This window comes from Blautia sp. MCC269, assembly GCF_018785655.1.
Lineage (GTDB): Bacteria > Bacillota > Clostridia > Lachnospirales > Lachnospiraceae > Blautia_A.
The window spans coordinates 215,376-238,785 of the sequence record NZ_WQQE01000013.1 but is presented as its reverse complement, the minus strand read 5'-3'; the positions used below and the strand labels follow the sequence as shown (position 1 = coordinate 238,785).

Annotated in this window: 18 protein-coding genes; 1 reads left to right on the top strand and 17 read right to left on the bottom strand. The window is 46.4% G+C overall.

Annotated elements, in window-relative coordinates; translation table 11 throughout:
- Nucleotides 1–231: 231 nt before the first annotated feature.
- The 6 genes from GPK88_RS05915 to GPK88_RS05890 are packed head-to-tail and all read right to left on the bottom strand — an operon-like array spanning nt 232 to nt 6,708.
- Nucleotides 232–1,233, bottom strand: a complete 1,002-nt coding sequence (locus GPK88_RS05915; RefSeq protein ID WP_215707593.1) for an aldo/keto reductase — start codon at nt 1,231–1,233, stop codon at nt 232–234.
- A 58-nt stretch (nt 1,234–1,291) separates the two neighbouring features.
- On the bottom strand, nt 1,292–2,221 hold the full coding sequence (gene pfkB / locus GPK88_RS05910) for a 1-phosphofructokinase (RefSeq protein ID WP_021977844.1): 930 nt from the start codon (nt 2,219–2,221) through the stop codon (nt 1,292–1,294).
- Nucleotide 2,222: 1 nt separating this feature from the next.
- Nucleotides 2,223–3,275, bottom strand: a complete 1,053-nt coding sequence (locus tag GPK88_RS05905; protein WP_021977843.1) for a galactitol-1-phosphate 5-dehydrogenase — start codon at nt 3,273–3,275, stop codon at nt 2,223–2,225.
- A gap of 2 nt (nt 3,276–3,277) precedes the next feature.
- Nucleotides 3,278–4,795 carry a xylulokinase gene (gene xylB / locus GPK88_RS05900; RefSeq protein ID WP_215707592.1) on the bottom strand — a complete coding sequence of 506 codons (1,518 nt, stop codon included), beginning with the start codon at nt 4,793–4,795 and terminating at the stop codon, nt 3,278–3,280.
- On the bottom strand, nt 4,795–5,820 hold the full coding sequence (locus GPK88_RS05895; protein WP_215707591.1) for a LacI family DNA-binding transcriptional regulator: 1,026 nt from the start codon (nt 5,818–5,820) through the stop codon (nt 4,795–4,797). Before GPK88_RS05895 ends, xylB begins: the two co-directional genes overlap by 1 nt.
- 36 nt (nt 5,821–5,856) lie before the next feature.
- Nucleotides 5,857–6,708, bottom strand: coding sequence for a class II fructose-bisphosphate aldolase (locus GPK88_RS05890; RefSeq protein WP_118061953.1), 852 nt, complete (start codon nt 6,706–6,708; stop codon nt 5,857–5,859).
- Nucleotides 6,709–6,983: 275 nt separating this feature from the next.
- Between GPK88_RS05890 and GPK88_RS05885 the strand changes: the two genes are divergently transcribed.
- Nucleotides 6,984–7,430 carry an RbsD/FucU family protein gene (locus tag GPK88_RS05885; protein WP_021977839.1) on the top strand — a complete coding sequence of 149 codons (447 nt, stop codon included), beginning with the start codon at nt 6,984–6,986 and terminating at the stop codon, nt 7,428–7,430.
- A gap of 115 nt (nt 7,431–7,545) precedes the next feature.
- On the opposite strand, the gene GPK88_RS05880 is transcribed toward GPK88_RS05885, so the two are convergent.
- The 11 genes from GPK88_RS05880 to GPK88_RS05830 form a co-directional block, all read right to left on the bottom strand.
- Nucleotides 7,546–10,386, bottom strand: coding sequence for a C1 family peptidase (locus GPK88_RS05880; protein WP_215707590.1), 2,841 nt, complete (start codon nt 10,384–10,386; stop codon nt 7,546–7,548).
- 18 nt (nt 10,387–10,404) lie between these two features.
- Entirely contained in the window at nt 10,405–11,127 is a 723-nt protein-coding gene (locus tag GPK88_RS05875) for a flagellar motor protein MotB (protein WP_215707589.1), read from the bottom strand.
- A gap of 126 nt (nt 11,128–11,253) precedes the next feature.
- Entirely contained in the window at nt 11,254–12,369 is a 1,116-nt protein-coding gene (gene glf / locus GPK88_RS05870; RefSeq protein WP_148444955.1) for a UDP-galactopyranose mutase, read from the bottom strand.
- 167 nt (nt 12,370–12,536) lie between these two features.
- The gene (gene galE / locus GPK88_RS05865) at nt 12,537–13,553 is read right to left on the bottom strand and encodes a UDP-glucose 4-epimerase GalE (protein WP_173761825.1); all 1,017 of its coding nucleotides are present in this window, start codon (nt 13,551–13,553) and stop codon (nt 12,537–12,539) included.
- A 135-nt stretch (nt 13,554–13,688) separates the two neighbouring features.
- Nucleotides 13,689–14,612 (bottom strand): sugar phosphate nucleotidyltransferase, encoded by a 924-nt coding sequence (locus GPK88_RS05860; protein WP_177290005.1) that lies wholly within the window; start codon nt 14,610–14,612, stop codon nt 13,689–13,691.
- A 143-nt stretch (nt 14,613–14,755) separates the two neighbouring features.
- Nucleotides 14,756–16,111 carry a sensor histidine kinase gene (locus tag GPK88_RS05855; RefSeq protein WP_215707588.1) on the bottom strand — a complete coding sequence of 452 codons (1,356 nt, stop codon included), beginning with the start codon at nt 16,109–16,111 and terminating at the stop codon, nt 14,756–14,758.
- Nucleotides 16,108–16,782 (bottom strand): winged helix-turn-helix domain-containing protein, encoded by a 675-nt coding sequence (locus GPK88_RS05850; RefSeq protein WP_215707587.1) that lies wholly within the window; start codon nt 16,780–16,782, stop codon nt 16,108–16,110. The genes GPK88_RS05855 and GPK88_RS05850 overlap by 4 nt, the downstream gene beginning before the upstream one ends.
- A 178-nt stretch (nt 16,783–16,960) precedes the next feature.
- A complete protein-coding gene (locus tag GPK88_RS05845; protein ID WP_215707586.1) occupies nt 16,961–18,781 on the bottom strand; it encodes a Na/Pi cotransporter family protein in 1,821 nt (606 codons plus the stop codon).
- Between the two features lie 165 nt (nt 18,782–18,946).
- Nucleotides 18,947–19,447, bottom strand: coding sequence for a transcription elongation factor GreA (greA, locus tag GPK88_RS05840; protein ID WP_215707585.1), 501 nt, complete (start codon nt 19,445–19,447; stop codon nt 18,947–18,949).
- Nucleotides 19,448–19,572: 125 nt separating this feature from the next.
- A complete protein-coding gene (locus GPK88_RS05835; RefSeq protein WP_244092611.1) occupies nt 19,573–20,106 on the bottom strand; it encodes a CarD family transcriptional regulator in 534 nt (177 codons plus the stop codon).
- Between the two features lie 345 nt (nt 20,107–20,451).
- Nucleotides 20,452–23,391 carry a translation factor GTPase family protein gene (locus GPK88_RS05830; protein ID WP_215707584.1) on the bottom strand — a complete coding sequence of 980 codons (2,940 nt, stop codon included), beginning with the start codon at nt 23,389–23,391 and terminating at the stop codon, nt 20,452–20,454.
- Between the last annotated feature and the right edge of the window lie 19 nt (nt 23,392–23,410).

The window sequence follows — 23,410 nt, the reverse complement described above, 5'->3', positions numbered from 1 at the left end:
TCTGATCAGTTTCTGTTGTTTTTATTGCACATCCCCCTGACAGATTCTTCCCCCCGTCTCTGTCATTTTCATTGGTAAGATTACTGTCCTTTCTGTGAACAATAACTGTTAATTCTTTTTATATGTTAACATGTTTGGTTAAAATTTACAACGGAGTTTCTTAGTCCAAATTAAATACAAAGAAATCCCGCATCCAACATATGGGATACGGGATTTTCCTGCATATTTTTATTATTTTACGATAACGCCATCCTCATCCCAAAGGTCATGCCAGTCATTTGCACCATGCCACAGGAATACCTGGCCTTTTACAAGACGGTTGCCTTTTTCCAGAGTTGCGATGGTTGCCATTTCCTCATCTGTAAGTGGATCCTCTGTGACACATTTCAGGTTGCTTGCATAGTTGTGGACAGAGAACGGAATGGAGATCTCGCCTCTCTGATGTGCCCATTTCAGAGCGATCAGAGCCGGGTGAACCCCATGTGCTTTTGCGATTGCCTGCATTTCCGGTACTTCCAGATCTGCAACATCCTCCGGGCAGATATCTCTCTCAGGTCTGCGCGGGGAACCGATCGGCATGTAACCTACCGGCTGGATGTTATGTGCTACCAGATAATCATAAAGCTCCTGCTGCTGGAAGCATACATGCAGCTCAAGCTCGCAGGTTGCAGGTTTGATCTTCATAAGTGGAAGAACTGCCTCAAGTTTCGGAATGGTCATGTTGGAAATACCGATGTAACGGATCTTTCCTTTTTCTACCAGAGCCTCGCACTGACGGTATGTATCCATGAACTCCTCAACACTGAACGGCTTGGAATCCGGATTTCTGGAATCTACATCACATCCCGGTGCATGATAGTTCGGGAATGGCCAGTGGATATAATACATATCCACATAGTCACACTGAAGGTCTTTGATGCTCTTGTCACAGGCTTCCTCTACTCTTCTGTGCATGTCGTTCCATACTTTTGTCATGATGAAGAGATCCTTACGCTCTACAACGCCTTCGTCGAACGCCTCCTTAAATACCTGGCCGATCTCATGCTCGTTTCCGTAGCATGCGGCACAGTCGAACATACGGTAACCACTGCGGATCGCGCCTGCAACAGCTGCAGATACATCCTCGGCGGATACACGGTCGGAACCGAAGGTTCCCATTCCGACGCATGGAACCTGTTCGCCGGAAGGAAGTGTCACTTTCGGCACGATTGCCGGATTGATAACTTCTGCCATCTTTACATCTCCTTTTTTATGAAAAAATTTTTCTTATTATAAACTTGTTTTACAGCCTCTATAATTTTTTGATTTCAATCTGTGGAAGAAGTTTCTCCATATCTTCCATCACAAAGAAACCGGTCTCCTCACGCATGGCTGCTGCCGCTGAGATTGCGCTGGCCCTGCGCAGGGTCTCTTCCAGGGAAAGTCCCTCGCTTAATCCAAGGGCAAAACCTGCGATCATGGAATCTCCACAGCCTACAGTATTTACTGCATCGATCTTCGGAACTATCGCACGGAAAATCCCCTCCTCGCCAACTGCCAGGGAGCCATCTGCTCCAAGAGAAACCGCTACGATCTCCACGCCACCGGCATGGATGGCTTTTGCCGCTTCGATGATATCGTTGATGTCATCACAGTGCTTTCCCGTAAGCATTCGGATCTCGTCGATATTGGGCTTGATCAGTGTTGGTGCTGCCTTGATTCCCTCTTCCAGAAGCTTTCCGCTGGTATCCAGGATCACCGGTTTTCCTGCGTCTTTGACAATCTTCACAAGACGCTGATAGGCAGTTCCGTCAAGTCCTTTGGGCACGCTGCCGGACATTGCAACAACAGAAGCGTCTTTTACAAGCTCGCGGAATTTTTTCTCAAATCCCTCAAAGTCTGCCTCTGTGAGAGTAAATCCCGGCTCCAGGAATTCGGTCTGCACGTGATTCACTTCATCCCAGATATTGATGCAGGAACGGCTCTCCGCGTCCACATGGTAAAAAGCGCTCTTGATGCCAAAAGGTTTCAGGGCATCTTCAATATAATTGCCTGCGTGGCCGCCCACAAAACCTGTGGCAACCACTTCGGCACCGTAAATGGACGCCGGCTTGGAGACATTCAGTCCCTTTCCGCCGGGAACATAGGTACATTCCCGTACCCGGTTCACTTCGCCCACTTTAAAATCATCTACTACATAACGCTTGTCAATGGCAGCGTTTAACGTTACAGTCAGGATCATATCAGTCTTCCTCATTGGAAAGAAGGATCTTTCCTTTTACAAGGCCCGGGGTCTTGAACAGCTGGAATGCTTCCTGTGCCTGGCTCATCGGGATCTTCTTGTAGATGAAGCCCGGATCAAATTTCAGCTGGCCGGTTGCAAAGTAATGCGCGGTCAGATCCCACTCACGTCCCGGATATGGTGCACTGTAGGACATCCAGGAACCGGTAAGTTTGAACTCTTTACGGTTCATATTCTCCCACTGTTTCGGTGTGAAAGTAAGGTTCTCATGAGGAGTACCGATAAAGCATACATGTGCTTTGTTTGCCGCAAGCTCAAATGCCATGTGCATGGTCGGAACCTGTCCGGCTGTCTCGAATACGAAGCCGTATCCTTTGCCGCCTGTGATGGCCATAGCTTTCTCCATGTAGCCTTCTTCTTTTGTGTTGATGACTTCATCTGCGCCGAGACGTTTTGCAAGGGCAAGTCTCTCATCGCTGATATCAAAAACTACGACTTTCTTGGAGCCGAAGATCTTTGTCCACTGCATGGTAAACATACCAACGGTACCGCCGCCCAGGATTGCCACATACTCACCGCCGTGGTAATCATTCTGGAATACACCGTGGATGGCTACGGTTGCAGGCTCAAACATAGCGCCCTGCTCATATGGAACATTGTCTGCAAACGGTACGGCATTTTTCTCAGGAACTACTACATAGTCCGCATTTGCTCCCTGCTCTCTGGAACCGATGAAGCTGTAATGTTTGCAGAGGGAGTAATTACCTTTCTGGCAGTCGTCACATTTCATACATGGAAGAAGCGGTGCACCGGATACACGGTCGCCGACTTTTACCTTGGTAACGCCTTCTCCGACTTCCACTACATCACCGGAAAACTCATGTCCAAGTACGATCGGATAAAAATGTACGCCGTGGTTTAATACACGCGGGATATCAGATCCACAGATTCCGGAATATCTTACTTTGATCTTTACGTGACCCGGAGTTACCTGTGGTTCTTCCACTTCCTGGTACTGGACATCTTCATTTGCTACTACTACTGCTGCTTTCATGATTATTTTTCCTCCTCATTTCTCATCATAGGTTCAAGAGATTTATAGAGATTTAAATAGGTTTTATAGGTTTTCTCATAAACGGCCCTGTTATCCGGGTTCGGTTCATGTCTTCTTGTTTCTTTTACGGTAAGGCGGATGGCTTCATCATAATCCTGATACATTCCAACGCCAATACCTGCCAGGATGGCTGCGCCAAGGGTTGTGGCTGTATCGGAGGACGGTACTACAATCGGTTTGCCGGTAATATCGGATTTGATCTGGGTCCAGAGAAGAGAGTTGGCGGATCCACCCATTGCGCGGAGAACTTCCACATCTGCTCCTGCCTCTTTTGCCACCTCAAGGTTGTGCTTCAGGGAAAGTGCCACGCCTTCCATGCAGGCACGTACCATATGAGCCTTGGTCTTGGCAAAATCCAGTCCATAGAATACACCTTTTGCGTTCGGGTTCCAGATTGGGGAACGCTCGCCGGACATATAGGGAAGAAATACCACACCGTCACTGCCTGGAGCAATTTTTTCCGCAATCTCATTGAGCTGATTCAGGGAAGACCCTTTTTCCTCAGCTACAGAGCGCTCATAATCTGCAAACTCACGTTCAAACCAGCGCATGACACCACCGCCGCCGGTTGTGCCGCCCTGAAGGAGCCACTGTCCTGGAACAACGTGATAACCAAGGATCAGTCTCGGATCTGCCTTGTACTTATCCATGCAGATACTCATTCCGCCAGCCTGTCCGCCCTGTTCCTGTGTCTCACCTGGATGGATTACTCCGGCCCCCAGTGTTCCACATGCTGCATCCAGACCACCGGCAACAACCGGTGTTCCCACAGCAAGACCGGATTCTTCTGCTGCTTTTTCTGTAACCGTTCCCACAACATGGTCACAGTCGCAGATCTCCGGAAGAAATTCCACAGGGATTCCAAGTTTTTTACACATGTCCTCATCCCAGGCTGCTTTTCTCATGTCAAAGCAGTGCAGACCGTACCCCTGTGAAACATCCTGACTCATCACACCGGTCAGTTTGTATGCAATGTAGCTGTTGGACTGCAGGATCTTGTCGATCTTTTCGTAAACCTCCGGGAGATTTTCCTTATACCAGAGGATCTTTGCAGTTGTGTAGGATGGCTGAAGGGAGTTACCGGATACTTCAAAAATCTGATCTGCTCCGATCTCTTTATTCAGTCTGTCACAGATAGACTGTGCTCTAGTATCCATCCAGATTGGGGTGTTAGTAAGAACATTTCCGTCCTTATCCATGGCGATGGCTGACCAGCTCTGGCCGTCAATGCCGATACCTGCGATCTCCTCCGGTTGGATCCCTGCTTTTTCGATCACTTTTTTTACTGCCTGACAGACAGCACTCCACCATTCTTCCGGATTCTGCTCTGCCCAGCCTTCTTTCGGATAATATACCGGATAGTCACCATTGGCTGCTGCCACTACGTTTCCTGATTTCTCAAAAACCGCAACCTTGCAGGCACTGGTGCCGATATCAATCCCAAGTAAATATGGTTTCATTATGAATTCTCCTTCTCCTTTAGCACACGCACGGATTTCCCCATAATAATTTCCGCGCCAAGCTTCTCTGTGATCGGTTCCGTTTCTTCGCTTTCTGCCTCTTCCAGACGTTTCAGCATGATCCCTGCCACTTCCCTGGCAATGCCCGGTGTAGGCTGTGCCACAATGGTAAGCTTAGGGTTGCAGGCTCTGGCAAACTGCAGATTGTCAAAACCGATCATGGAAAGCTGTTCCGGAATTTTAAGATTCAGCTCATTCATTCCGATCACCGCCCCCATGGTCATCTCATAGTTGGTAACAAATACGGCTGTCATATCCGGATTATCCGCCACAAGTTTCTCAATCCCTCTCACGCCGCCCTGAATGGTATAGTCGCCGTGATAGATCAGAGATTCCCGTACCGGAAGATTTTCTTTTTCATATGCGCTTCGGTACCCCTGGAGACGTTCCTGAGCTGTGGAAATTCCCTCCGGGCCGCCGATGATCCCGATTTTACGGTGCCCGGCCTTAAAAAAGACTCTCATGGCATCCTCAGCCGCCTTCTCGTTGTCCACAAGGACACTGTCACAGGAAAGCTCCTGGATCCTGCGGTCAATAAGTACGATGGGCTTCCCGATTTTCTGGAATTTTTTCAGATGATTACCCTCGGCGTCCACCGGCATGCTGATGATCCCGTCCACTCGTTTCCGGCTTAAAAATTCCACCGCGTCCCGCTCCAGTTTCTTATCGGTACGGCAGTCACAGACGATGGTGGCATATCCGTGACTCCTTAGCACATCCTCCATCTCTGTGATGATCTCCGCACAAAAGGTATTGTTAAGCTCCGGGATCACCACACCGATGGTCTTGGTAGCATTGGTCTTAAGTCCTCTGGCCACCTCGTTGACCTCATAGTGCAGTTCCTGGATGGCTTCCTCGATCTTTACTCTGTTTTTTTCTCTTACGTTTCCGCCATTAAAATAAGAGGAAATCGTTGCAAGCCCAAGTCCCGTCCGCTTGGCAATATCTTTCATGGTTGCTGCCATACTGATCACTCCGTTTCTGCTTTTTACAGAAATTCCTTATTCTGCCTTTCCATCGCAGCCGCAGACTTTCATACGTGCCTCAACCAGCTCTTTCACTGCCTGGATGGCTTTCTTTCCGTATGCTTTCGGGTCGATGGTGTTCTCGTTCTCTGCAAATGTCTCTTTCACTGCCTTGGAGTATGCTGCACGAAGCTCCGTTGCAAAGTTAACTTTGCAGATACCACGTTTTACGCAGTCGCTGACATCCTCATCACTGAGTCCGGATGCTCCGTGAAGAACAAGCGGGATATCTACAACTTCGCGGATCTCACTTAAACGCTCTTTGTCAAGAACCGGTGTTCCTACATAGAAGCCATGTGCGGTTCCGATGGCAACTGCCAGGGAAGTAACACCTGTGCGCTCTACGAATTCCTTTGCTTCCTGCGGATCTGTGTTGGTATCTGCCTCAGCCTCAAGGTCGTCCTCTTTACCGCCAACTTTACCAAGCTCAGCCTCACATGGGATATTCAGAGCTGCTGCTACGTCTGCAACTCTCTTGGTCTCTTTAATATTGTCTTCAAAATCCAGTTTGGAACCGTCGATCATGACAGATGTGTAACCTGCATGCATTGCCTGCATTGCAAGTTCAAAGCTGCTGCCGTGGTCAAGATGAAGGCATACCGGAACAGAAGCCTTGGCTGCCTCTGCTGCTACGATTGCTGCGTAAGTTTCAACAGTACCATATTTGATCGTAGATGGTGTTGTCTGGATCATAACCGGCGCTTTCAGTTCCTCAGCTGCCTGGATGATTGCTTTCACCATCTCCATGTTCTCTGCATTGAAAGCTCCTACTGCATATCCGCCCTTCTGTGCTTTTAACAGCATTTCTTTAGATGTAACCAGTGGCATAATCTTTTCCTCCTTGGAATTATTGTGTTTATTTTTTGTATTATTTCTGCATTTGATTCAGAAACCGAAACGTTTCTGTTTGAGTTCATCATAACTCTCCGAAACGTTTCTGTCAACTATAAAATTTTCATCATTTACAGGAAAATATTACCTTGAAAAGAAGACCAAATACCGTTAGATTAATAATTAAAAGCAATACAAACCTGTGGCCGGACAGGTTCGTCTGATGCTACCGGCACGATTAAGTACACAATAATCTTAGGAGGATATGAATTATGTTAAAAGGAATTCCTGAAATCTTATCACCAGAATTACTGAAAGTTTTATGTGAGATGGGCCACAGTGACCGTCTTGTAATCGCTGACGGAAACTTTCCTGTAGAATCCATGGGAAAAAATGCCATCACAATCCGCTGTGACGGACATGGCGTTCCGGAGATCCTGGATGCCATCCTGAAACTTTTCCCACTGGATACTTATGTAGAGCATCCGGTAAACCTGATGGAAGTAATGCCTGGTGATGATGTGGAGACACCGATCTGGGATACCTATAAAGAGATCGTTTCCAAACATGACGAGCGTGGCGAGAAAGCCATCGGAAATATCGAGCGTTTTGCATTCTATGACGAAGCAAAAACTGCATACTGCATCATCTCCACAAGTGAGAAAGCACTTTATGCCAATGTAATGCTTCAGAAAGGCGTTGTCATCAACAACGACTGATTTTTCTTCTGAACTGCCTGATATATCATATACACATATTCATCCAAAACTCCCGGTTTCCATACCTGAAAGGGCCGAAACCGGGAGTTTTATATTTTTGTGTTTATTTTATTTTTTATCTTTTTGCGGATTTTGCCACGTAACTTCCCCAGAGAACTTTTTTCTGATGATTTCTCACTCCGGCGCGCACTGCGTAATAATAGGTGACACCTTTCTTTGCCGTCTTATCTTCAAATGAAGATTTGTTTTCTCCGGAAAGTGTTGCAATTTTCTTCCATGTACTGTTTTTTGTCTTCCGGTATACCACATAGGCTGTCGCACGTTTCTGCGGAGTCCAGCAGATTTTAAGTCCCTTGGAAGTTTTTTTCACACTGGATATCTTCTGTGTTGCAGGATAGGACAGAAGATAGTCACTTGCCTGATATCCCCCGAAAACCTTTTTTCCATCAACAATGCGATATGCACGCACAGAATAGGTATACGTTGTAATTCCCTGTACTTTGGAATCCTGATAGCTGGTCACATTGCTTTTTACTTCTGCAAGACGCTCCCAGTTTTTTCCTTTGATTTTGCGGTAAACCCGGTATCCGCTGGCACCGGCGACTTTTTTCCAGGAAACCGTATTCTTCGGTCCGCTGGCTGCTGTGGCAGATGCCACTGCTTTTGCAAGTTCCGCCTTTCCGGATACCGTTGTGGAAAAAGCTCCGTAAAGCGTTGTTTTTCCGGTATAGACATATGCTGCCCTGACACTATAAGCATATACGTTTCCAGTTTTTACTGTGGTATCTGTATAGCCTGGTGTATCGGATTTAATGGTTGCCAGTTTTACTTTTTTTCCACCGTTTTCTCCCCGGTAGATCACATACCGGTTGCAACCGGATACTGAATCCCAGGTTATTTTTATTTTGTTGTAGGCACTGTAGGAAACCTTCAGGCCTGTGGTCTGTTTCAGCTTCACAGTAATCTTGCAGGAAGCTTTGATTCCTTTGGCATTGTTGCCACTGCAGGATATGGTTGCCGTTCCCGGATGCTTCGCTGTAATGGTTCCTGTTACACTGACAGTTGCAACATTGGTATCCGAACTCTTCCAGCTGATTCCGGAAGCTGTCATTTCTGAATTTGTAACAGTAGCTGTAAGAGTTTCCATATCTCCTACATACATTTCCATGGATGTTTTGGAGAGCTGTATTTCGGCCTCGTTATTCAGAGTTCTGGTATGTGCCTTGATTCTTGGTGTCAACGGTCTGCTGTAGATAGAAGTATCATCCCAGCTATTATCGTCCGTATAATAAATAAATCCCTGGCCTTTCAGAACGAATGCCTCGAATTTACACCATCCATAATTTGCACTTGCTTCCACGCAGTACTGCACGATACTGTTTCCTGCGTTTGTCACCACAATGGAGTACAGACTGTTCTGTCGGATCACAACTTTCGGAATCTGAACCGTCATAACTCCAGCCATGGACTGTGTACAGGAAAACGGCGTTGCATAAGCCGGTGTTCCGCTGGTGGGATCACCGGAATCCTGAAGATCGGTATACACCTGTATGGTATAGGAATTGTTGCCTGACATCGCTGCGAGAGTTACTTCTCCAAGCTGTTCCGCCTTTCCGTTACCTGCAGTGGCTTTATAAATATTCGCAACTTTTTCCCCTTCGTACAGTTTCATACTTGTAAGACCGGAGGATCCGTCATAAAAATAGTTATTGGAGTATTCCGGATTCCGTGACGCAGTAGCAGAAACCAGTTCACAGAGAGAACCATCTTCATAGGACATATAAAAATATCCGTCTTTTCCCCAGTTCGCTCCCCAGCTGTTTTTTACAATCCATGCGCCATTGTTCTTCACATTGGAGGACGCATTGAAATTCTTTGCGGAATAATTATCATCCCATCCCACAACCGTAACCACATGATTCACATCATCGGTTTCTTCCGGATAAGAATATGCAGCTGTATTTGCATTATAATAAGCATTCTGTGCATTATACATCACAGCAACTGCCTTGTTGGCTGTCAGAAGACTTTTCAATGCGTTCACGGAGTAATCTGAAAAATATGCATTTTTCAAATATGCCACTGCATCATATTCCTTGGAGGCATCCGGAATTACTCCGGTTTTCTGGGTATGTGTGGAATCTGTTGCCAGGGGAACGTCTTCCTCCGTTGTCATTCCTGACCAGGTACTCAAAAATATGGATGCCAGGAGATCATTTCCCCCTTCATGATAGTCCACATTTCCATAATCATCGGTTCCGTAATGATGATTGACATCACCGGCAGTATTTCCCAACGGGTCATTGTTTCTGTTTGCAAAAAAATATGCCAGATGCTCCTCAGACAGATCGTAAGTGCCAGCTCCCTGTGTCAGCAGAGAGGTTTCCAGAACGGCGGCCATCGCAAATGCCCAGCACATTCCATATGGATTCTGATCTTTGACGGAGGTTACATACCCCTGCTGTGCCGCATTATAATAAGATGGATAGGAAACAGCTCTTCCCATAGGGATTTCCGAAGTATCGTTGCCAATCTCAACGGCTTTTGAATAGGCGGGCAGATTATCGAAGGGAGCCAGCTGTTCCTGCTCTTCTTCCTCTGTAAGAGGGCGTCCCTTGATATATTCGATTCCCTCTTCATCAGTTTCACTGTTTCCGTCTCCGAATGTATCATCCTGGGAATCAGAAAACTCTTCTGCTGTCCCCTCCTCGGAAAGCTCCAGATCGCTGTCCGGAGAAGGAGCTTCGATTTCGTCTGCTTCCTCTGTAATTTCCGTAACTTCACTTTCGGAAATATTCTCTTCTTCATCAGATTCCCCGGAAGATACCGCGGCAATACTTTCTTTTGTTTCTTCTGCATCAAAGTCTCCGGCCATAACCGGAACCTGACTTCCTATAACTGCCACACTCAGAAGCAGCGGCAGTAACTTTTTTCTTATGAGCTGTAAGTACTTCACCTGATCCTCCTGTATTCTCTAACGTTTTTTAAGATGGTATCCAAAAATTCCAATTACCGCAAGTACTGTTACCACTCCGATCCACAGGAACGGGCTGGAATACCAGTTTTTGTCCTCTTTAAAGGATGTTGCCGCTGTTCCATTTACAGGTTTGGATTCTTTCTGTGCGGCGTCTTCAGAAGGTACCGGTGAAATTTTTACTACCTGTTGTGTTACGGACGGTTCCTGTGTTACTGATGGAATCTGTGTCTCTGACGGAGTTTCTGTTGCTGATGAATTTTCTGTTGCCGATGGAGCCTCTGTTGCGGACGGAGTCTCTGTTGCGGACGGGGTCTCTGTTGCGGATGGGGTCTCTGTTGCGGATGGGGTCTGCTGTTCTTCTGCTGTTTCTTTTCCGGCCTGGGCAAGTTCTTCATCCTTGGACGGTCTCAGCTCATCAAGCGGCACATAACCATATCCGCCTTTATATTCTGTATATCCCCAGTTTTCTCCGTTCTTCTCCGTTTCTCCTTCTATATGAAGAACCGTTCCGTCTTCTATGGTTGTTCCGTTGAGTTTTTCACTTTTTGAATCTGTTTCCGGATAGATATCCACTCCCACTCCGCCGGAATCCACCGTCATATAATAATCCGTGGTTTCCGCCGGCAGTTCCGTTTTTGCGGATTTATCTGCATATACCGAAACACTTAAGCTAAGTATCAGTGCCCCGGCAGCAGCCAGCCTTATGAATCCTTTCATCATACTCCTCCATCTCCCAGTTGTACCTCTGTGTTTTTCTGATATGCAAAATCCCCCTATATTTCTTTTCTGATTTTGATGTGAAATATAAGAGGATTTTATCATTTGTTATGTTACCTGATCATGTTTTTATGCAAGCTGTTTCTCACACATATCCAGTGCGGAAGCGATAACCGCATCCATGTCATAATATTTGTACTCACCGAGACGTCCGCCAAAGATTACTTTCGGTTCCTTCTCAGCCAGCTCTTTATACTGTGCATAGAGCTGTCCGTTCTTCTCATCATTAACCGGATAATACGGCTCATCTCCAGGTTTCCACTCGGAGCTGTACTCACGGCTGATTACTGTCTTCGGAAGATCATTGCCTTCCTCATCTTTACCGAACTCGAACCATTTATGCTCAATGATACGTGTCCACGGTGTCTCAACGTCTGTGTAGTTTACTGCTGCATTGCCCTGGAAATTCGGTTTGTCAAGAGTCTCATTCTCAAAACGGACAGAACGGTACTCCAGTGTTCCAAGTTTGTAGTCAAAGTATGCGTCAATTGCACCTGTGTAGATGACCTTCTCAGCCATTGCGTCATATTCTGCCTTCTTCTCAAGATAATCCTCGTTCAGGCGAACTTCAATGCCATCCAGAAGGTTGGCTACCATCTTCGTATAACCGCCAACCGGAATTCCCTGATAAAGAGCATTAAAATAGTTATTATCAAAAGTCAGACGAACCGGAAGTCTCTTAATGATAAAGGAAGGAAGCTCTGTGCATGGACGGCCCCACTGCTTCTCTGTGTAACCCTTAATCAGTTTCTCATAGATATCGGTTCCCACAAGACTGATTGCCTGCTCTTCCAGGTTCTTCGGTTCTGTAATTCCGGCTGCCTTGCGCTGCTCCTCGATCTTATCCGCAGCTTCCTCCGGAGTTACAACTCCCCACATTTTATTGAAGGTGTACATATTAAACGGAAGGCTGTACAGCTCTCCATGATAGTTTGCAACCGGGCTGTTTGTAAAACGGTTGAACTCTGCAAACTGTGTGATATAATTCCAGACTTTCTTATTATTGGTGTGGAAAATATGTGCTCCGTATTTATGTACGTTGATTCCCTCAACCTTCTCTGTGTATACGTTTCCTGCAATATTCGGGCGTTTGTCGATCACGAGAACAGATTTGCCCGCCTTCTTCGCCTCATGAGCGAAGACAGCACCGTAGAGTCCGGCGCCTACGATAAGATAATCGTACATTTCGTTTTCTCCTTGTTATTTGATGTGATTATTCTAACACCTGTGCTGTATGTCTGGCAAGTATTCTTTTTTCACCCTTGAGGAAAGCAGACATTTACACAAAAAGATGGCAGACAACCCGGAAAGCTGTCTGCCATTATCTCACTTTTTTATGTATTTACCGATTTTTAATCCTCATATCCATTCGGATTCTGGCTCTGCCATTTCCAGGAGTCTGCACACATCTCGCGGATTCCGTTCTCTGCCTTCCAGCCAAGTTCTTTCTCAGCTTTGGATGCATCGGAGTAGCAGGTTGCGATATCTCCAGGGCGGCGTGCTTTGATCACGTATGGGATCTTAACGCCTGTAGCTGCCTCGAAGTTCTTAACGATATCGAGAACGCTGTAGCCTTTACCTGTTCCAAGGTTGTAAATGCTTAATCCGGATTTGTCTTCCAGTTTCTTGAGGGCTTTTACATGGCCTTTGGCAAGGTCTACTACGTGGATGTAGTCACGGACACCTGTTCCATCCGGTGTATCGTAATCGTTTCCGAATACGCCGAGCTCTTTCAGTTTGCCTACTGCAACCTGTGTGATGTATGGCATCAGGTTGTTCGGGATACCGTTCGGGTTCTCACCGATGGTTCCGCTCTTATGAGCACCGATCGGGTTGAAGTAACGAAGAAGAACTACATTCCACTCCGGATCTGCCTTCTGGATATCTGTAAGGATCTGTTCCAGCATGGATTTCGTCCAGCCATATGGGTTGGTGCACTGTCCTTTCGGGCACTCCTCTGTGATCGGGATGATTGCCGGATCTCCGTATACGGTCGCTGAGGAAGAGAAAATAATATTCTTGACATTATGTTTTCTCATCACATCCACAAGTGTCAGGGTTCCTGCGATATTATTCTCATAATATTCCCACGGTTTGGCAACGGATTCACCTACTGCTTTCAGTCCTGCGAAATGAATACAGGAGTCGATCTCTTCTTTGTCAAAAACTTCATTCATTGCGTCACGATCCAGGATGTCTGCTTTATAGAATTTCACCGGTTTGCCTGTGATCTTGGATACTCTGTCCAGAGCCTTCTCACTGGAATTACATAAATTGTCAACTACTACAACATCATATCCTGCATTCTGCAGTTCTACAACGGTATGACTTCCAATGTATCCTGCTCCACCTGTTACTAAAATTGCCATAGTTTTTCTCCTCCTCTATTGGATCTAACTGTTCCTGTTTATTTTAGCACTGTTCCACTGTTTCCACAATAGCTGAAACCCAGGTTTACTACCTGACTTTTCCCATATCTATCGAAGTTTCTCAGAAATTTCCGGTTAATCCCACAGTCCCTGCGGATAAAGTCCCTGATCTTTCAGTTTCTGGATTGCCGCAACTACTACCGGTTTGTCTTCTTTATAGGTGACTCCGTACCATTTATCCTGTGTGGTAAGGACTTTGACGGTTGCTTTCTTTTCCTTTAAAAGTTCATCCACTACAAACGGAAGGAAATATTCACATTTCAGAGGATTCTCAGGAATGCTCTTCTCAAGGAATACAGGGAAACGTTTTACCAGCTCTTTCATAAAACCGCCGGTAAAGCCCCACATGTTCATGGATACCGGTGTATCTCCCGGAAGGCTGGTCCATGTTTTTCCGTCGTCTTCTGTGTAGGCTGCTCCGCCATCACGTTTCTCGATATGAGTTCTCTCATTGATGTCCGCAAGGTATCCGTCTGAATCTGTCTCGCAGACACCACGGGATACATAGCCATTGTCTGTCAGTGTATTCTCCAGGCGATAGCCTACCATCATATACTGGGCTGGAACAGTATCTTCCTGTGCCTGGGTCAGAAAATCATATGCCATCTGAAAAGCATGTGTTCCATAATAATCATCTGCATTGATCACCACAAACGGGCCGTCAATAACCTCTGCACAGCTTAATACGGCATGTCCCGTTCCCCACGGTTTTACACGCCCTTCCGGGACCTTAAATCCTTCCGGAATATTATTCAGATCCTGATGGACATACACGATCTCCACCTTATCACTTAAACGGTCACCGATGGCATCGCGGAAATCCTGCTCGTTTTCTTTTTTTATGATAAATATTACTTTTTTAAAGCCTGCACGTACTGCATCATAAATGGAAAAGTCCATGATGATATGACCTTCCTGATCTACAGGATCGATCTGCTTCAGTCCGCCGTAGCGGCTTCCCATTCCTGCTGCCATTACTACCAGAACCGGCTCTTTCATAATCTTGTTCCTCCTGATATTTTAGAGATTCGGGGATTTCCCCCTTACATAGTTCAGGCCGGTCAGATTCTCATCCGGCCGGCCTTTGAACCTCGTTCTATTATACTACACTTCCTCTGGAAATCCTACTGCTTCTTTCCACTTTATGCCCGGGCCTGATCTTTTCCAGGAAAAACGATCTCCATTCTGGTTCCCTCACCCTGCTCACTTTCCACATGGATCTGTGCATGATGAAGGGTTGCGCCATGTTTTACAATGGAAAGTCCAAGTCCTGTTCCACCAGTCTGCCTGGAATGGCTTTTGTCCACCCTGTAAAAACGCTCAAAGATCCTGCCCTGTTCACTTTTTGGAATGCCGATTCCATCGTCTACCACACAGTAAAACGGATGTCCCTTACGGTTTCCGACCATGATACGCACATGCCCATTCTGTTCTGTATAACGGACCGCATTATCCGCAATGTTAAAAAACATTTCATACAGTACATGGCGGACGCCCTGGATTTTCTCGGAATTTCCAGTAAGTTCCAGGGATATATTTTTCTTTTCCGCAGGATGACGGAGATTGTTCTGTACATCTTCCGCAAGCTCATAAAGGTCCACTTCCTCAAAAGGAACTTCACTGTTGCTTTCATCCAGTCTGGACAGCTGTATGATATCTGCTACCAGATTGGACAGACGCACAGCCTCATGATAAATCCTTCCGGAAAATTCCTGTACATGATCTGCCGGAACCATTCCGTTCATCATCAGCTCCGCATATCCGGAAATGGACATCAGAGGCGTTTTCAGCTCATGGGATACATTGGCAGAAAACTCCTTCCGGATTTCTTCGGCTTCTTTCAGTTCTTTTACCTGCTGCCGGATCTGGCGGTTCTGATCGTCCACCCGCACAAGAAGGGGACGTAATTCTTCGTAGCACACATTTTTCAGCGGATGCTCCAGGTCCAGATCATTGATCGGCTTGATCAGCTCCCTGGTCTGCCTCTCCACAAACACAAACTCCAGGATCAGGACCAGCAGCATCAGAAATCCAAGAACCGCAAGGCTTGAAATCCAGGTGGTATATACAGAATCCACTGTCTTTCCCACTCTTAAAACATTTCCATTCTCCAGCCGTAACGCATAATAAAAAGTTTTTTTGGCATATGTTTCGGAATAACGGATACTTTCACTTTTCCCTTCTTTTTCCGCTTCCACAAACTCCGGACGGTTGCTGTGATTTTCCAGTTTTTCCGGAGAGGTCTTGGAATCAAAAAGTACGGTTCCATCTTTCTGGATCAGTGTCACGCGGCTGGAAGATACTGTCCGCAACCTTTTTGTGAGAAACGTATCTCCATATTCCTCCATGCCAAGGCAGATGTACCTGGCCTCCTCGCGGATGCCATTTTGCATGTAAGTATTGAATTTATTGTAAGTGACCACACTTGCAGCCAGAAATGTAATAAGGACAGCAATCACGATCATAATACTGGTATGGTTCAGGATCTTTTTTTTCATAAGTGATCTCCGATCCGGTATCCGACTCCACGTACAGTTTCGATCAGATTGCCTGCCTCACCCAGTTTCTGACGAAGAGTCCGCACGTGTACATCCACGGTTCTTGTCTCGCCGTCAAAATCATATCCCCAGATATGGCACAGGATCTGGTTTCTGGACATGACCAGGCCCTTATTCTCAAGAAGATACTCAAGAAGTTCAAATTCTTTTCTGGTAAGTTCTTTCAATTCACCCTGATAGCTGACTTCATGGCGTGCCACATTGACCCGAAGGCCTTTGCAGTGCAGTTCCCGCTCCTCACTCTGTCTTGCACAGCGCCGCAGGACTGCTTTTACACGGGCCACAAATTCCATCATTCCAAAAGGCTTGGTGATGTAATCATCTGCACCGCCCTCCAGTCCTTTTACCTTGTCAAATTCCGCTTCTTTGGCAGTGACCATGATCACCGGGATATCCCTGGTCCTGGTATCGCTTTTCAGCCGTTTCAGAATATTATATCCATCTTCTCCCGGGAGCATAATGTCCAGAAGGATCAGTTCCGGCAGGCTTTTTTTCATCGCTGCGTCAAACTCCACTCCTGTCTCAAACCCTTCTGCCTCGAATCCGGTTGTCTCCAGGGTATAGACAAGAAGCTCCCGGATGTTTCGTTCATCTTCCACACAGTAGATCATTCCACATCCCTCTCCGTTCGTTACACCGGCTGTTTTTTTGTCAGCCGTATTTTTATTTTTTCTGTTTTCAGTATAACTATTTTCCTTTTACTGCACAAGCCCTGGTTCTCCACACTTTTGCGGATAGCCAGGGCATATGAAAGCCGACATTTCTATCAGCCTTTTATGATTCTGTTTTTTATGCACCAGCGGTTACTGTTTTATCCTTTGCTATTTCTTCGGATAATGTTGGAAGCTGATACTGTCTGCGAATCAGCTCCAGTTCCCGGTAGAATGTTTCATCCGGGCTGTGCTTGATCTGTTTCAGGTGCTGATGCGTATCAAAGGAATCTTCATGCACCTGGGTTACACAGACGCCGATGTTGGAACAGTGGTCTGCCACCCTCTCCAGGCTGGTAGTCACATCAGAAAGGATAAATCCCATTTCAATGGTACATTCTCCTGCGCGAAGTCGCTGGATATGACGGTATTTCAGCTCCTTGCTCAGCTCATCGATCACTTCTTCCAGAGGTTCGATCTCACGGGCCAGCTGTACATCCTGATTTTCGTAAACCTTATAGGCGATATCCACGATATCCTCCACCGCATGTTCCATGACACGAAGTTCCTCCAGAGCTTTTTCGGAGAACTTCAGTCCTTTTTCATGAAGCTCCTGGGCAGATTCCATAATATTCACGCCGTGATCGGAAATTCTCTCAAAATCACCGATACAGTGAAGCATAATGGAAATGCTGTGGCTGTCATGCACAGAAAGATCTTTCTGGTTCAGTTTTACAAGATAGGTTCCAAGCTCATCCTCGTAACGGTCCACCTTTTTTTCCGATTCTTCAACTGCCTTCTTTCCGTCTGCACTGAAATGCTTCAGGAGATCCAGAGCTGTAAACAGAGTTCTGTGGGAATCCTCTGCCATTTTTTTTGCGGCATTTCGGCTCTGCTCAACTGCAAATGAAGGCTTTTCCAGAAAACGGCTCTCCAGGATCATGAAATCCGGATCTGCTGCCACAGCTGTCTCGGTTTCTTCTTTTTTGTCCCGGATGGTAAGACAGGCAAGTTTCTCCAGTAATTTTCCAAAAGGAAGCAGCACCAGTGTTGCTGTAACATTAAAGGCACTGTGCAGGATCGCGATTCCCGCCGGTGTTGCAGCCTGTGGCATAAATGAAAAATGCACTGCCGCATTTACCGTATAGAATACTGCCATAAAAAGCACAGTTCCGATCAGGTTAAAATACAGATGGATCATTGCCGCACGTTTGGCATTTACATTCGCACCAATGGCAGAAAGAATAGCTGTGATACAGGTTCCGATATTCTGTCCCATGATGATCGGAAGCGCTGCACTGAACGGTACCATTCCGGTAAGGCAAAGTGCCTGCAGGATACCGACAGATGCGGAAGATGACTGAATGATCGCAGTAAGCACCGCACCGGCCACAACTCCCAGCAGAGGATTTGAAAATTTCACAAGCATTCCGGTAAATTCCGGCACATCTGCCAGTGGCTCAACGGCTCCGCTCATAGCGCTCATTCCATACATCAGAATTGCAAATCCTACAAAAATAGTTCCCACATCTTTTTTCTTCTGGCTCTTTGTAAACATGATCAGGATTACGCCAACCAGAGCAAGAATCGGTGAAAATGATGTTGGTTTGAAAAGGCGGATAATAAAATTATCACTCTGGATTCCGGTAAGACTTAAGATCCAGGAGGTTACTGTGGTACCGATGTTGGCACCCATGATAATTCCCACTACCTGGGAAAGTTTCATGATCCCTGAGTTTACAAAACCTACAACCATAACTGTGGTTGCTGATGAAGACTGGATCACAGCAGTTACGCCCATTCCCAGAAGAACCGCTCTGATCGGGCTGGATGTAAGAGTTTCCAAAATACGTTCCAGTTTTCCACCTGCGACTTTCGCAAGTCCGTCTCCCATTAAGTTCATTCCATAAAGGAAAATGGCAAGGCCGCCAAGCAATGCCAGTACGCTGAAAAAGTCCATAATACTCTCCTTCACTTTCTCTTTTTGATATGTTTGATTTCCTTTTTTCTCATTTCAACGTTTTTCATAATAGCGGCACTTTGTAAAGTTTTCCCCACCGGAATGTAAAATCTATGTAAAAAAATAAGGCAAAAGACCTGATTATAGGTCTTCTGCCTTCGATTCTCAAAATCCGCGAATCTCCTCATCCTCGGAGCCGGTTTTATCAATGGATTTAATCACAAGGTAATAACTGTAGTCATCATTAACCTTCACCTCAACCCGGTCACCAACACGATGTCCCCGAAGCGCTTTTCCAATAGGGGATTCAATGCTGACTCGGTTCTCCATGGAATTTCCACGGATGGAAGTGACCAGCTTGTACTTTTCTATTTCATTGTCTTCTTCAAAAAGCACTTCTACGATATCGTCCATTCCCACCTCGTCAGATCTGGAATCATCGGATACAATGGATGCTGTCTTCAGCATTCTCTCCAGATAACGGATACGGCTCTCGTTCTGGTTTTTATGTTTCTTGGCTGCATAGTACTCAAAGTTCTCACTTAAGTCTCCCTGGGCACGTGCTTCCTTAACTGCCTCGATGGCTTCCTTACGGACTACCAGTTTGCGGTGTTCGATCTCCTGCTCTATTTTTTCAACATCCTTGCGGGTAAGCTGTTCTCTCATTCTTCTGGCATCTCCTTTTCTTTACAGCATTCAGGCCAATCCTGCATCCATTTCCTGTAGTTTTTCAGAATGTAGGATTTCCCGAAAGGTTACCGGAAATACCATAGCAGATACGCCTCGCTTTGTCAAACAGCGCAGGCCTGTTCTTCTGTTTCTCTGTGCTGACGCATCCGCTGTTCAATATAACCTGCCATATGTTCTTTGGGAATATCCAGTAGCATGGAAAATTCAGAATAGAGATGATCCTCTGCCAGTTTCAGATACCGTTCATCTGTAGCGGTTGTTTTTTTGCCATGAGATAATCTGGCCTGTTTGCGAATATAGATTGTCTTGATGATCCGGAGAAGATCTCTGCATTCGCAGGTGCGGATACAGTTCTTGTAGCTGTCTTCCCTGAACTTTTCGTTCTCAATACTCAGTGTCTCTATAGAAGGAATTTCGTCGATCAGTTTCTCTGCTTCTTCTTTCGTGATGATTCCACGGAGAACCTGTTTCCCGCCTTCTACCGGTGTAAAGATCTTTCCTTCCGTCTCCCCTCCCGGCCTTAATACGTAATAAAGTCTCTCCGAGGAGGAACCGTCCATCTTCATTGTAGTAACTCCCGTCACCTGGCAGATTCCGGTACGGCCATACACAACATATTCGCCTGTTTCAAACATTTTTCCACATCCTTTCATTTTTTTGCTTTTTCTTCTGTTATCGTGGCGTCTTATTGTGCTCTGTAAGCATTTCAATGTCCTTGAATTGCTCTAATGAAAACTCCCTGCCATGGTATATATCCAGACAAGGAGCTTCTCACTGAGGATTCTGTCCTTATTTTACTACTTTTCCCATTTATTTGCAAAAGAATTCAAAAAGTTTTTTTATTTTTGTGAAATATGCTCATAATAGGAAGTTTATACTTTTTGTGCAGTTTTTACAGCCTGTAACCGGTATTTTTTCGAAAAGAAAAGACTGTACACCTTTTTATTTTTCGGTGTACAATCTTTTCTTTCTGGTATCTGTTATAATTCTTCTTTTTTCTTTCTTCCCAGACGGATATCTTCCATATGAGACTTTAATTCCGGGGTCATGCTGTCAAAGAGATATGTTTTGCTGCTGTCCCGGTGTTCCTGCCATTCTTCCCTCATCTGCTGTTTTGCGGATGCGATCTCCTCTTTAAAACCGCGGGCTGAAATTCTGGCAGCTCCCTGTCCCATGATGATGATCTGTTCCAGGCCATCGGATGTGGCAACTGTCACATTATGTTTGCGTCCGATTTTATGGACAGTACGTTCGATGTACTGATCTGCAGTTTCCGCTTCTCTGGTATAAACCACATGGATGTTATGGTACTGGAAGGTTTCTTCCGGATGGCCTTCCACACGGTAAGCGTCAAATACCAGGATCAGGATGCAGCCTTTGATGCCCTGATAATCGCTTAAGATGTCCATTAAACGGGTCTGGGCCGCATGAAAATCTGCCTGAGCCAGATCTCTTAAATCTTCCCATGCAAAAATAATGTTGCATCCATCTACCAAAAGATAGTCGTCTCTGTGGATGGCAGGATTGCTGTTTCTCCAGGCACCCTGACTGGTTTTCCCCGGAAGTTCCGAAGATTGAGAGCGTTTTCCACTGTTTCCGGAAAAGCTGCTGCCACTTTCCAGATTTCCGAAGCTCCTGCTGTTACTGTTATATTTCTTCGATTTCACAGGGCCAAAGGTTTTCTCAAAGATTGCCTTCAGCTCTTTTTCTTCTTCGTAGCTTCCATACATCGAAGTATATTTCCCACGGGAGTTGTTTCCTGTCCCATAACTGGTACTGTACGTATCTTTTCCCTGCCCGGAATATCCTCTGCCGGAAGCTCCCGTACTACTGTCACCGGACTCCTCATACGCATCGTCCCAGTCCTGGATCTCTGCACCATCCAGATGCATATATTCCTCTACCTCATACCACGGAACCACAAAACCTGCTCCGTGGGCACAGAATACCGATCCTGTAGGATTATCCAGATCCCTCTCGGAGTCATAGCCAATCTCCTGGGCAATCTGCTCCTGATCCTGGCATGGTTCATAGCCTTTCAACGTACAGGTGAGATGGCCTTTTCCTCTTGTGTAGGAAATCACCTGGCTCTGGTAATCCCGCATTTTTGCAACCGGCGCGCTGCCTGTGATTACAGCCAGCTCTCCCTCTGTTTCCGGTCCCTGGAAGCTTCCCTGCATCCGCTGGATATCAGTCATGGCACGGCCTACATTTTCGGCCGGAAGTTCCAGCCGGAAACTGTAGTATGGCTCCAGAAGGACGGTTTTCGCCTTTTTCAGGCCCTGACGCACTGCCCGGTAAGTTGCCTGACGGAAATCTCCGCCCTCTGTATGCTTCTGGTGTGCCCGACCAGTAAGAAGTGTGATCTGCATATCTGTGATCGGTGATCCGGTAAGTACACCAAGATGCTCTTTTTCTTCCAGATGGGTGAGGATCAGGCGCTGCCAGTTCCGATCCAGCTGGTCTTCACTTGCCGCTGTAAAAAACTGCAATCCGCTTCCTCTCTCCCCCGGTTCCAGAAGAAGATGCACTTCCGCATAATGACGCAATGGTTCAAAATGGCCTACGCCTTCCACCGGTGCGGCAATGGTTTCTTTATATACAATATTTCCGGTTCCGAATTCCACAGCTACATGAAAACGTTCCCAGATGAGATGTTTCAGAATCTCTATCTGTACCTCACCCATGAGCATGGCATGGATTTCTCCCAGCTGCTCATCCCACATAATATGAAGCTGTGGTTCTTCCTCTTCCAGCTCTTTCAGGCTTTTCAGCATCTTGTGGGCATCGTAGCCCTCCGGAAGGATGATCTGATAGTTCAGCACCGGCTCCAGAACCGGCATGACAGACTCCCGCTCAACACCCAGGCCCTCTCCCGGATAGGTTTCGGTAAGGCCTGTTACCGCACAGACGGTTCCTGCCTCCGCTTCTTTGAGCATCTCAAACTTCGCACCGGAATAAATGCGGATCTGATCCACTTTTTCCTCCCAGATCTCTTCGTCCGGAATTCCTTTTCTCCCTGCATTGGTAAGGGTTTCTTTTACTTTCAGGCTTCCACCTGTGATCTTCATGTAAGTGAGGCGGTTGCCCTGGTCATCCCTGGCAATCTTGAAAACCTTTGCCCCGAATTCAGATGGGTAAACCGGTGCCGCCATGTAGGTTTCCATACCGCGGATGAACGCATCCACGCCTTCCATTTTCAGGGCAGAACCAAAGAAACAGGGAAAAAGCTTCCGCTCCAGGATCAGTCTGGCCACATCTTTTTTCACGATAATGCCAGTGTCAAGAAATTGCTCCATAAGCGCCTCTTCACACACGGCAATATTTTCCAGAAATTCATCTGTTCCATGAACTTCGCCAGCTTTATCCACCGTACCTTTGATATCTGAGTCCTCTTCTGCACCACAACAGTCCAGTTCTCCACGGAAATCCACACAGTTTTCACTCAGTTTTTTCTTCAGCTCCTCAAGAAGGCTCTCCCGGTTGGTTCCATCCTGGTCCATTTTGTTCACAAAAAGAAACGTTGGGATCTGATACTGGTTCAGAAGTCTCCACAAGGTCTGTGTATGGCCCTGCACACCATCCGCTCCGTTGATCACCAGAATCGCATAATCCAGTACCTGCAGGGTGCGCTCCATCTCTGCGGAAAAATCCACATGCCCCGGCGTATCCAGCAATGTCACTTCCATATCTCCCATGGAAAAAACTGCCTGTTTGGAAAAAATGGTAATGCCCCGTTCCCGTTCCAGTTCATACGTATCCAGATATGCATCTTTATGATCCACACGTCCGATCTTCCGGATTCTTCCGCATTTAAAAAGCAGCCCCTCCGATAAAGTTGTCTTTCCTGCATCTACATGGGCCAGCACACCCAGGCTTATATGTTTCTGTTCTTGTATCTTCTGAGGTTTTTCACCCATGAAATACCCCTTTCTTTTC

Bases quoted from the DNA above. Each gene is read 5' to 3' on its own strand.
- GPK88_RS05915 (WP_215707593.1), bottom strand. From the start codon at position 1,233: ATGGCAGAAGTTATCAATCCGGCAATCGTGCCGAAAGTGACACTTCCT.
- GPK88_RS05835 (WP_244092611.1), bottom strand. From the start codon at position 20,106: ATGTTTGAAACAGGCGAATATGTTGTGTATGGCCGTACCGGAATCTGC.
- GPK88_RS05895 (WP_215707591.1), bottom strand. From the start codon at position 5,820: ATGGCAGCAACCATGAAAGATATTGCCAAGCGGACGGGACTTGGGCTT.
- GPK88_RS05875 (WP_215707589.1), bottom strand. From the start codon at position 11,127: ATGATGAAAGGATTCATAAGGCTGGCTGCTGCCGGGGCACTGATACTT.
- xylB (WP_215707592.1), bottom strand. From the start codon at position 4,795: ATGAAACCATATTTACTTGGGATTGATATCGGCACCAGTGCCTGCAAG.
- GPK88_RS05860 (WP_177290005.1), bottom strand. From the start codon at position 14,612: ATGAAAGAGCCGGTTCTGGTAGTAATGGCAGCAGGAATGGGAAGCCGC.
- pfkB (WP_021977844.1), bottom strand. From the start codon at position 2,221: ATGATCCTGACTGTAACGTTAAACGCTGCCATTGACAAGCGTTATGTA.
- galE (WP_173761825.1), bottom strand. From the start codon at position 13,553: ATGGCAATTTTAGTAACAGGTGGAGCAGGATACATTGGAAGTCATACC.
- GPK88_RS05855 (WP_215707588.1), bottom strand. From the start codon at position 16,111: ATGAAAAAAAAGATCCTGAACCATACCAGTATTATGATCGTGATTGCT.
- GPK88_RS05845 (WP_215707586.1), bottom strand. From the start codon at position 18,781: ATGGACTTTTTCAGCGTACTGGCATTGCTTGGCGGCCTTGCCATTTTC.
- GPK88_RS05850 (WP_215707587.1), bottom strand. From the start codon at position 16,782: ATGATCTACTGTGTGGAAGATGAACGAAACATCCGGGAGCTTCTTGTC.
- glf (WP_148444955.1), bottom strand. From the start codon at position 12,369: ATGTACGATTATCTTATCGTAGGCGCCGGACTCTACGGTGCTGTCTTC.
- GPK88_RS05905 (WP_021977843.1), bottom strand. From the start codon at position 3,275: ATGAAAGCAGCAGTAGTAGTAGCAAATGAAGATGTCCAGTACCAGGAA.
- GPK88_RS05830 (WP_215707584.1), bottom strand. From the start codon at position 23,391: ATGGGTGAAAAACCTCAGAAGATACAAGAACAGAAACATATAAGCCTG.
- GPK88_RS05885 (WP_021977839.1), top strand. From the start codon at position 6,984: ATGTTAAAAGGAATTCCTGAAATCTTATCACCAGAATTACTGAAAGTT.
- greA (WP_215707585.1), bottom strand. From the start codon at position 19,447: ATGAGAGAACAGCTTACCCGCAAGGATGTTGAAAAAATAGAGCAGGAG.
- GPK88_RS05890 (WP_118061953.1), bottom strand. From the start codon at position 6,708: ATGCCACTGGTTACATCTAAAGAAATGCTGTTAAAAGCACAGAAGGGC.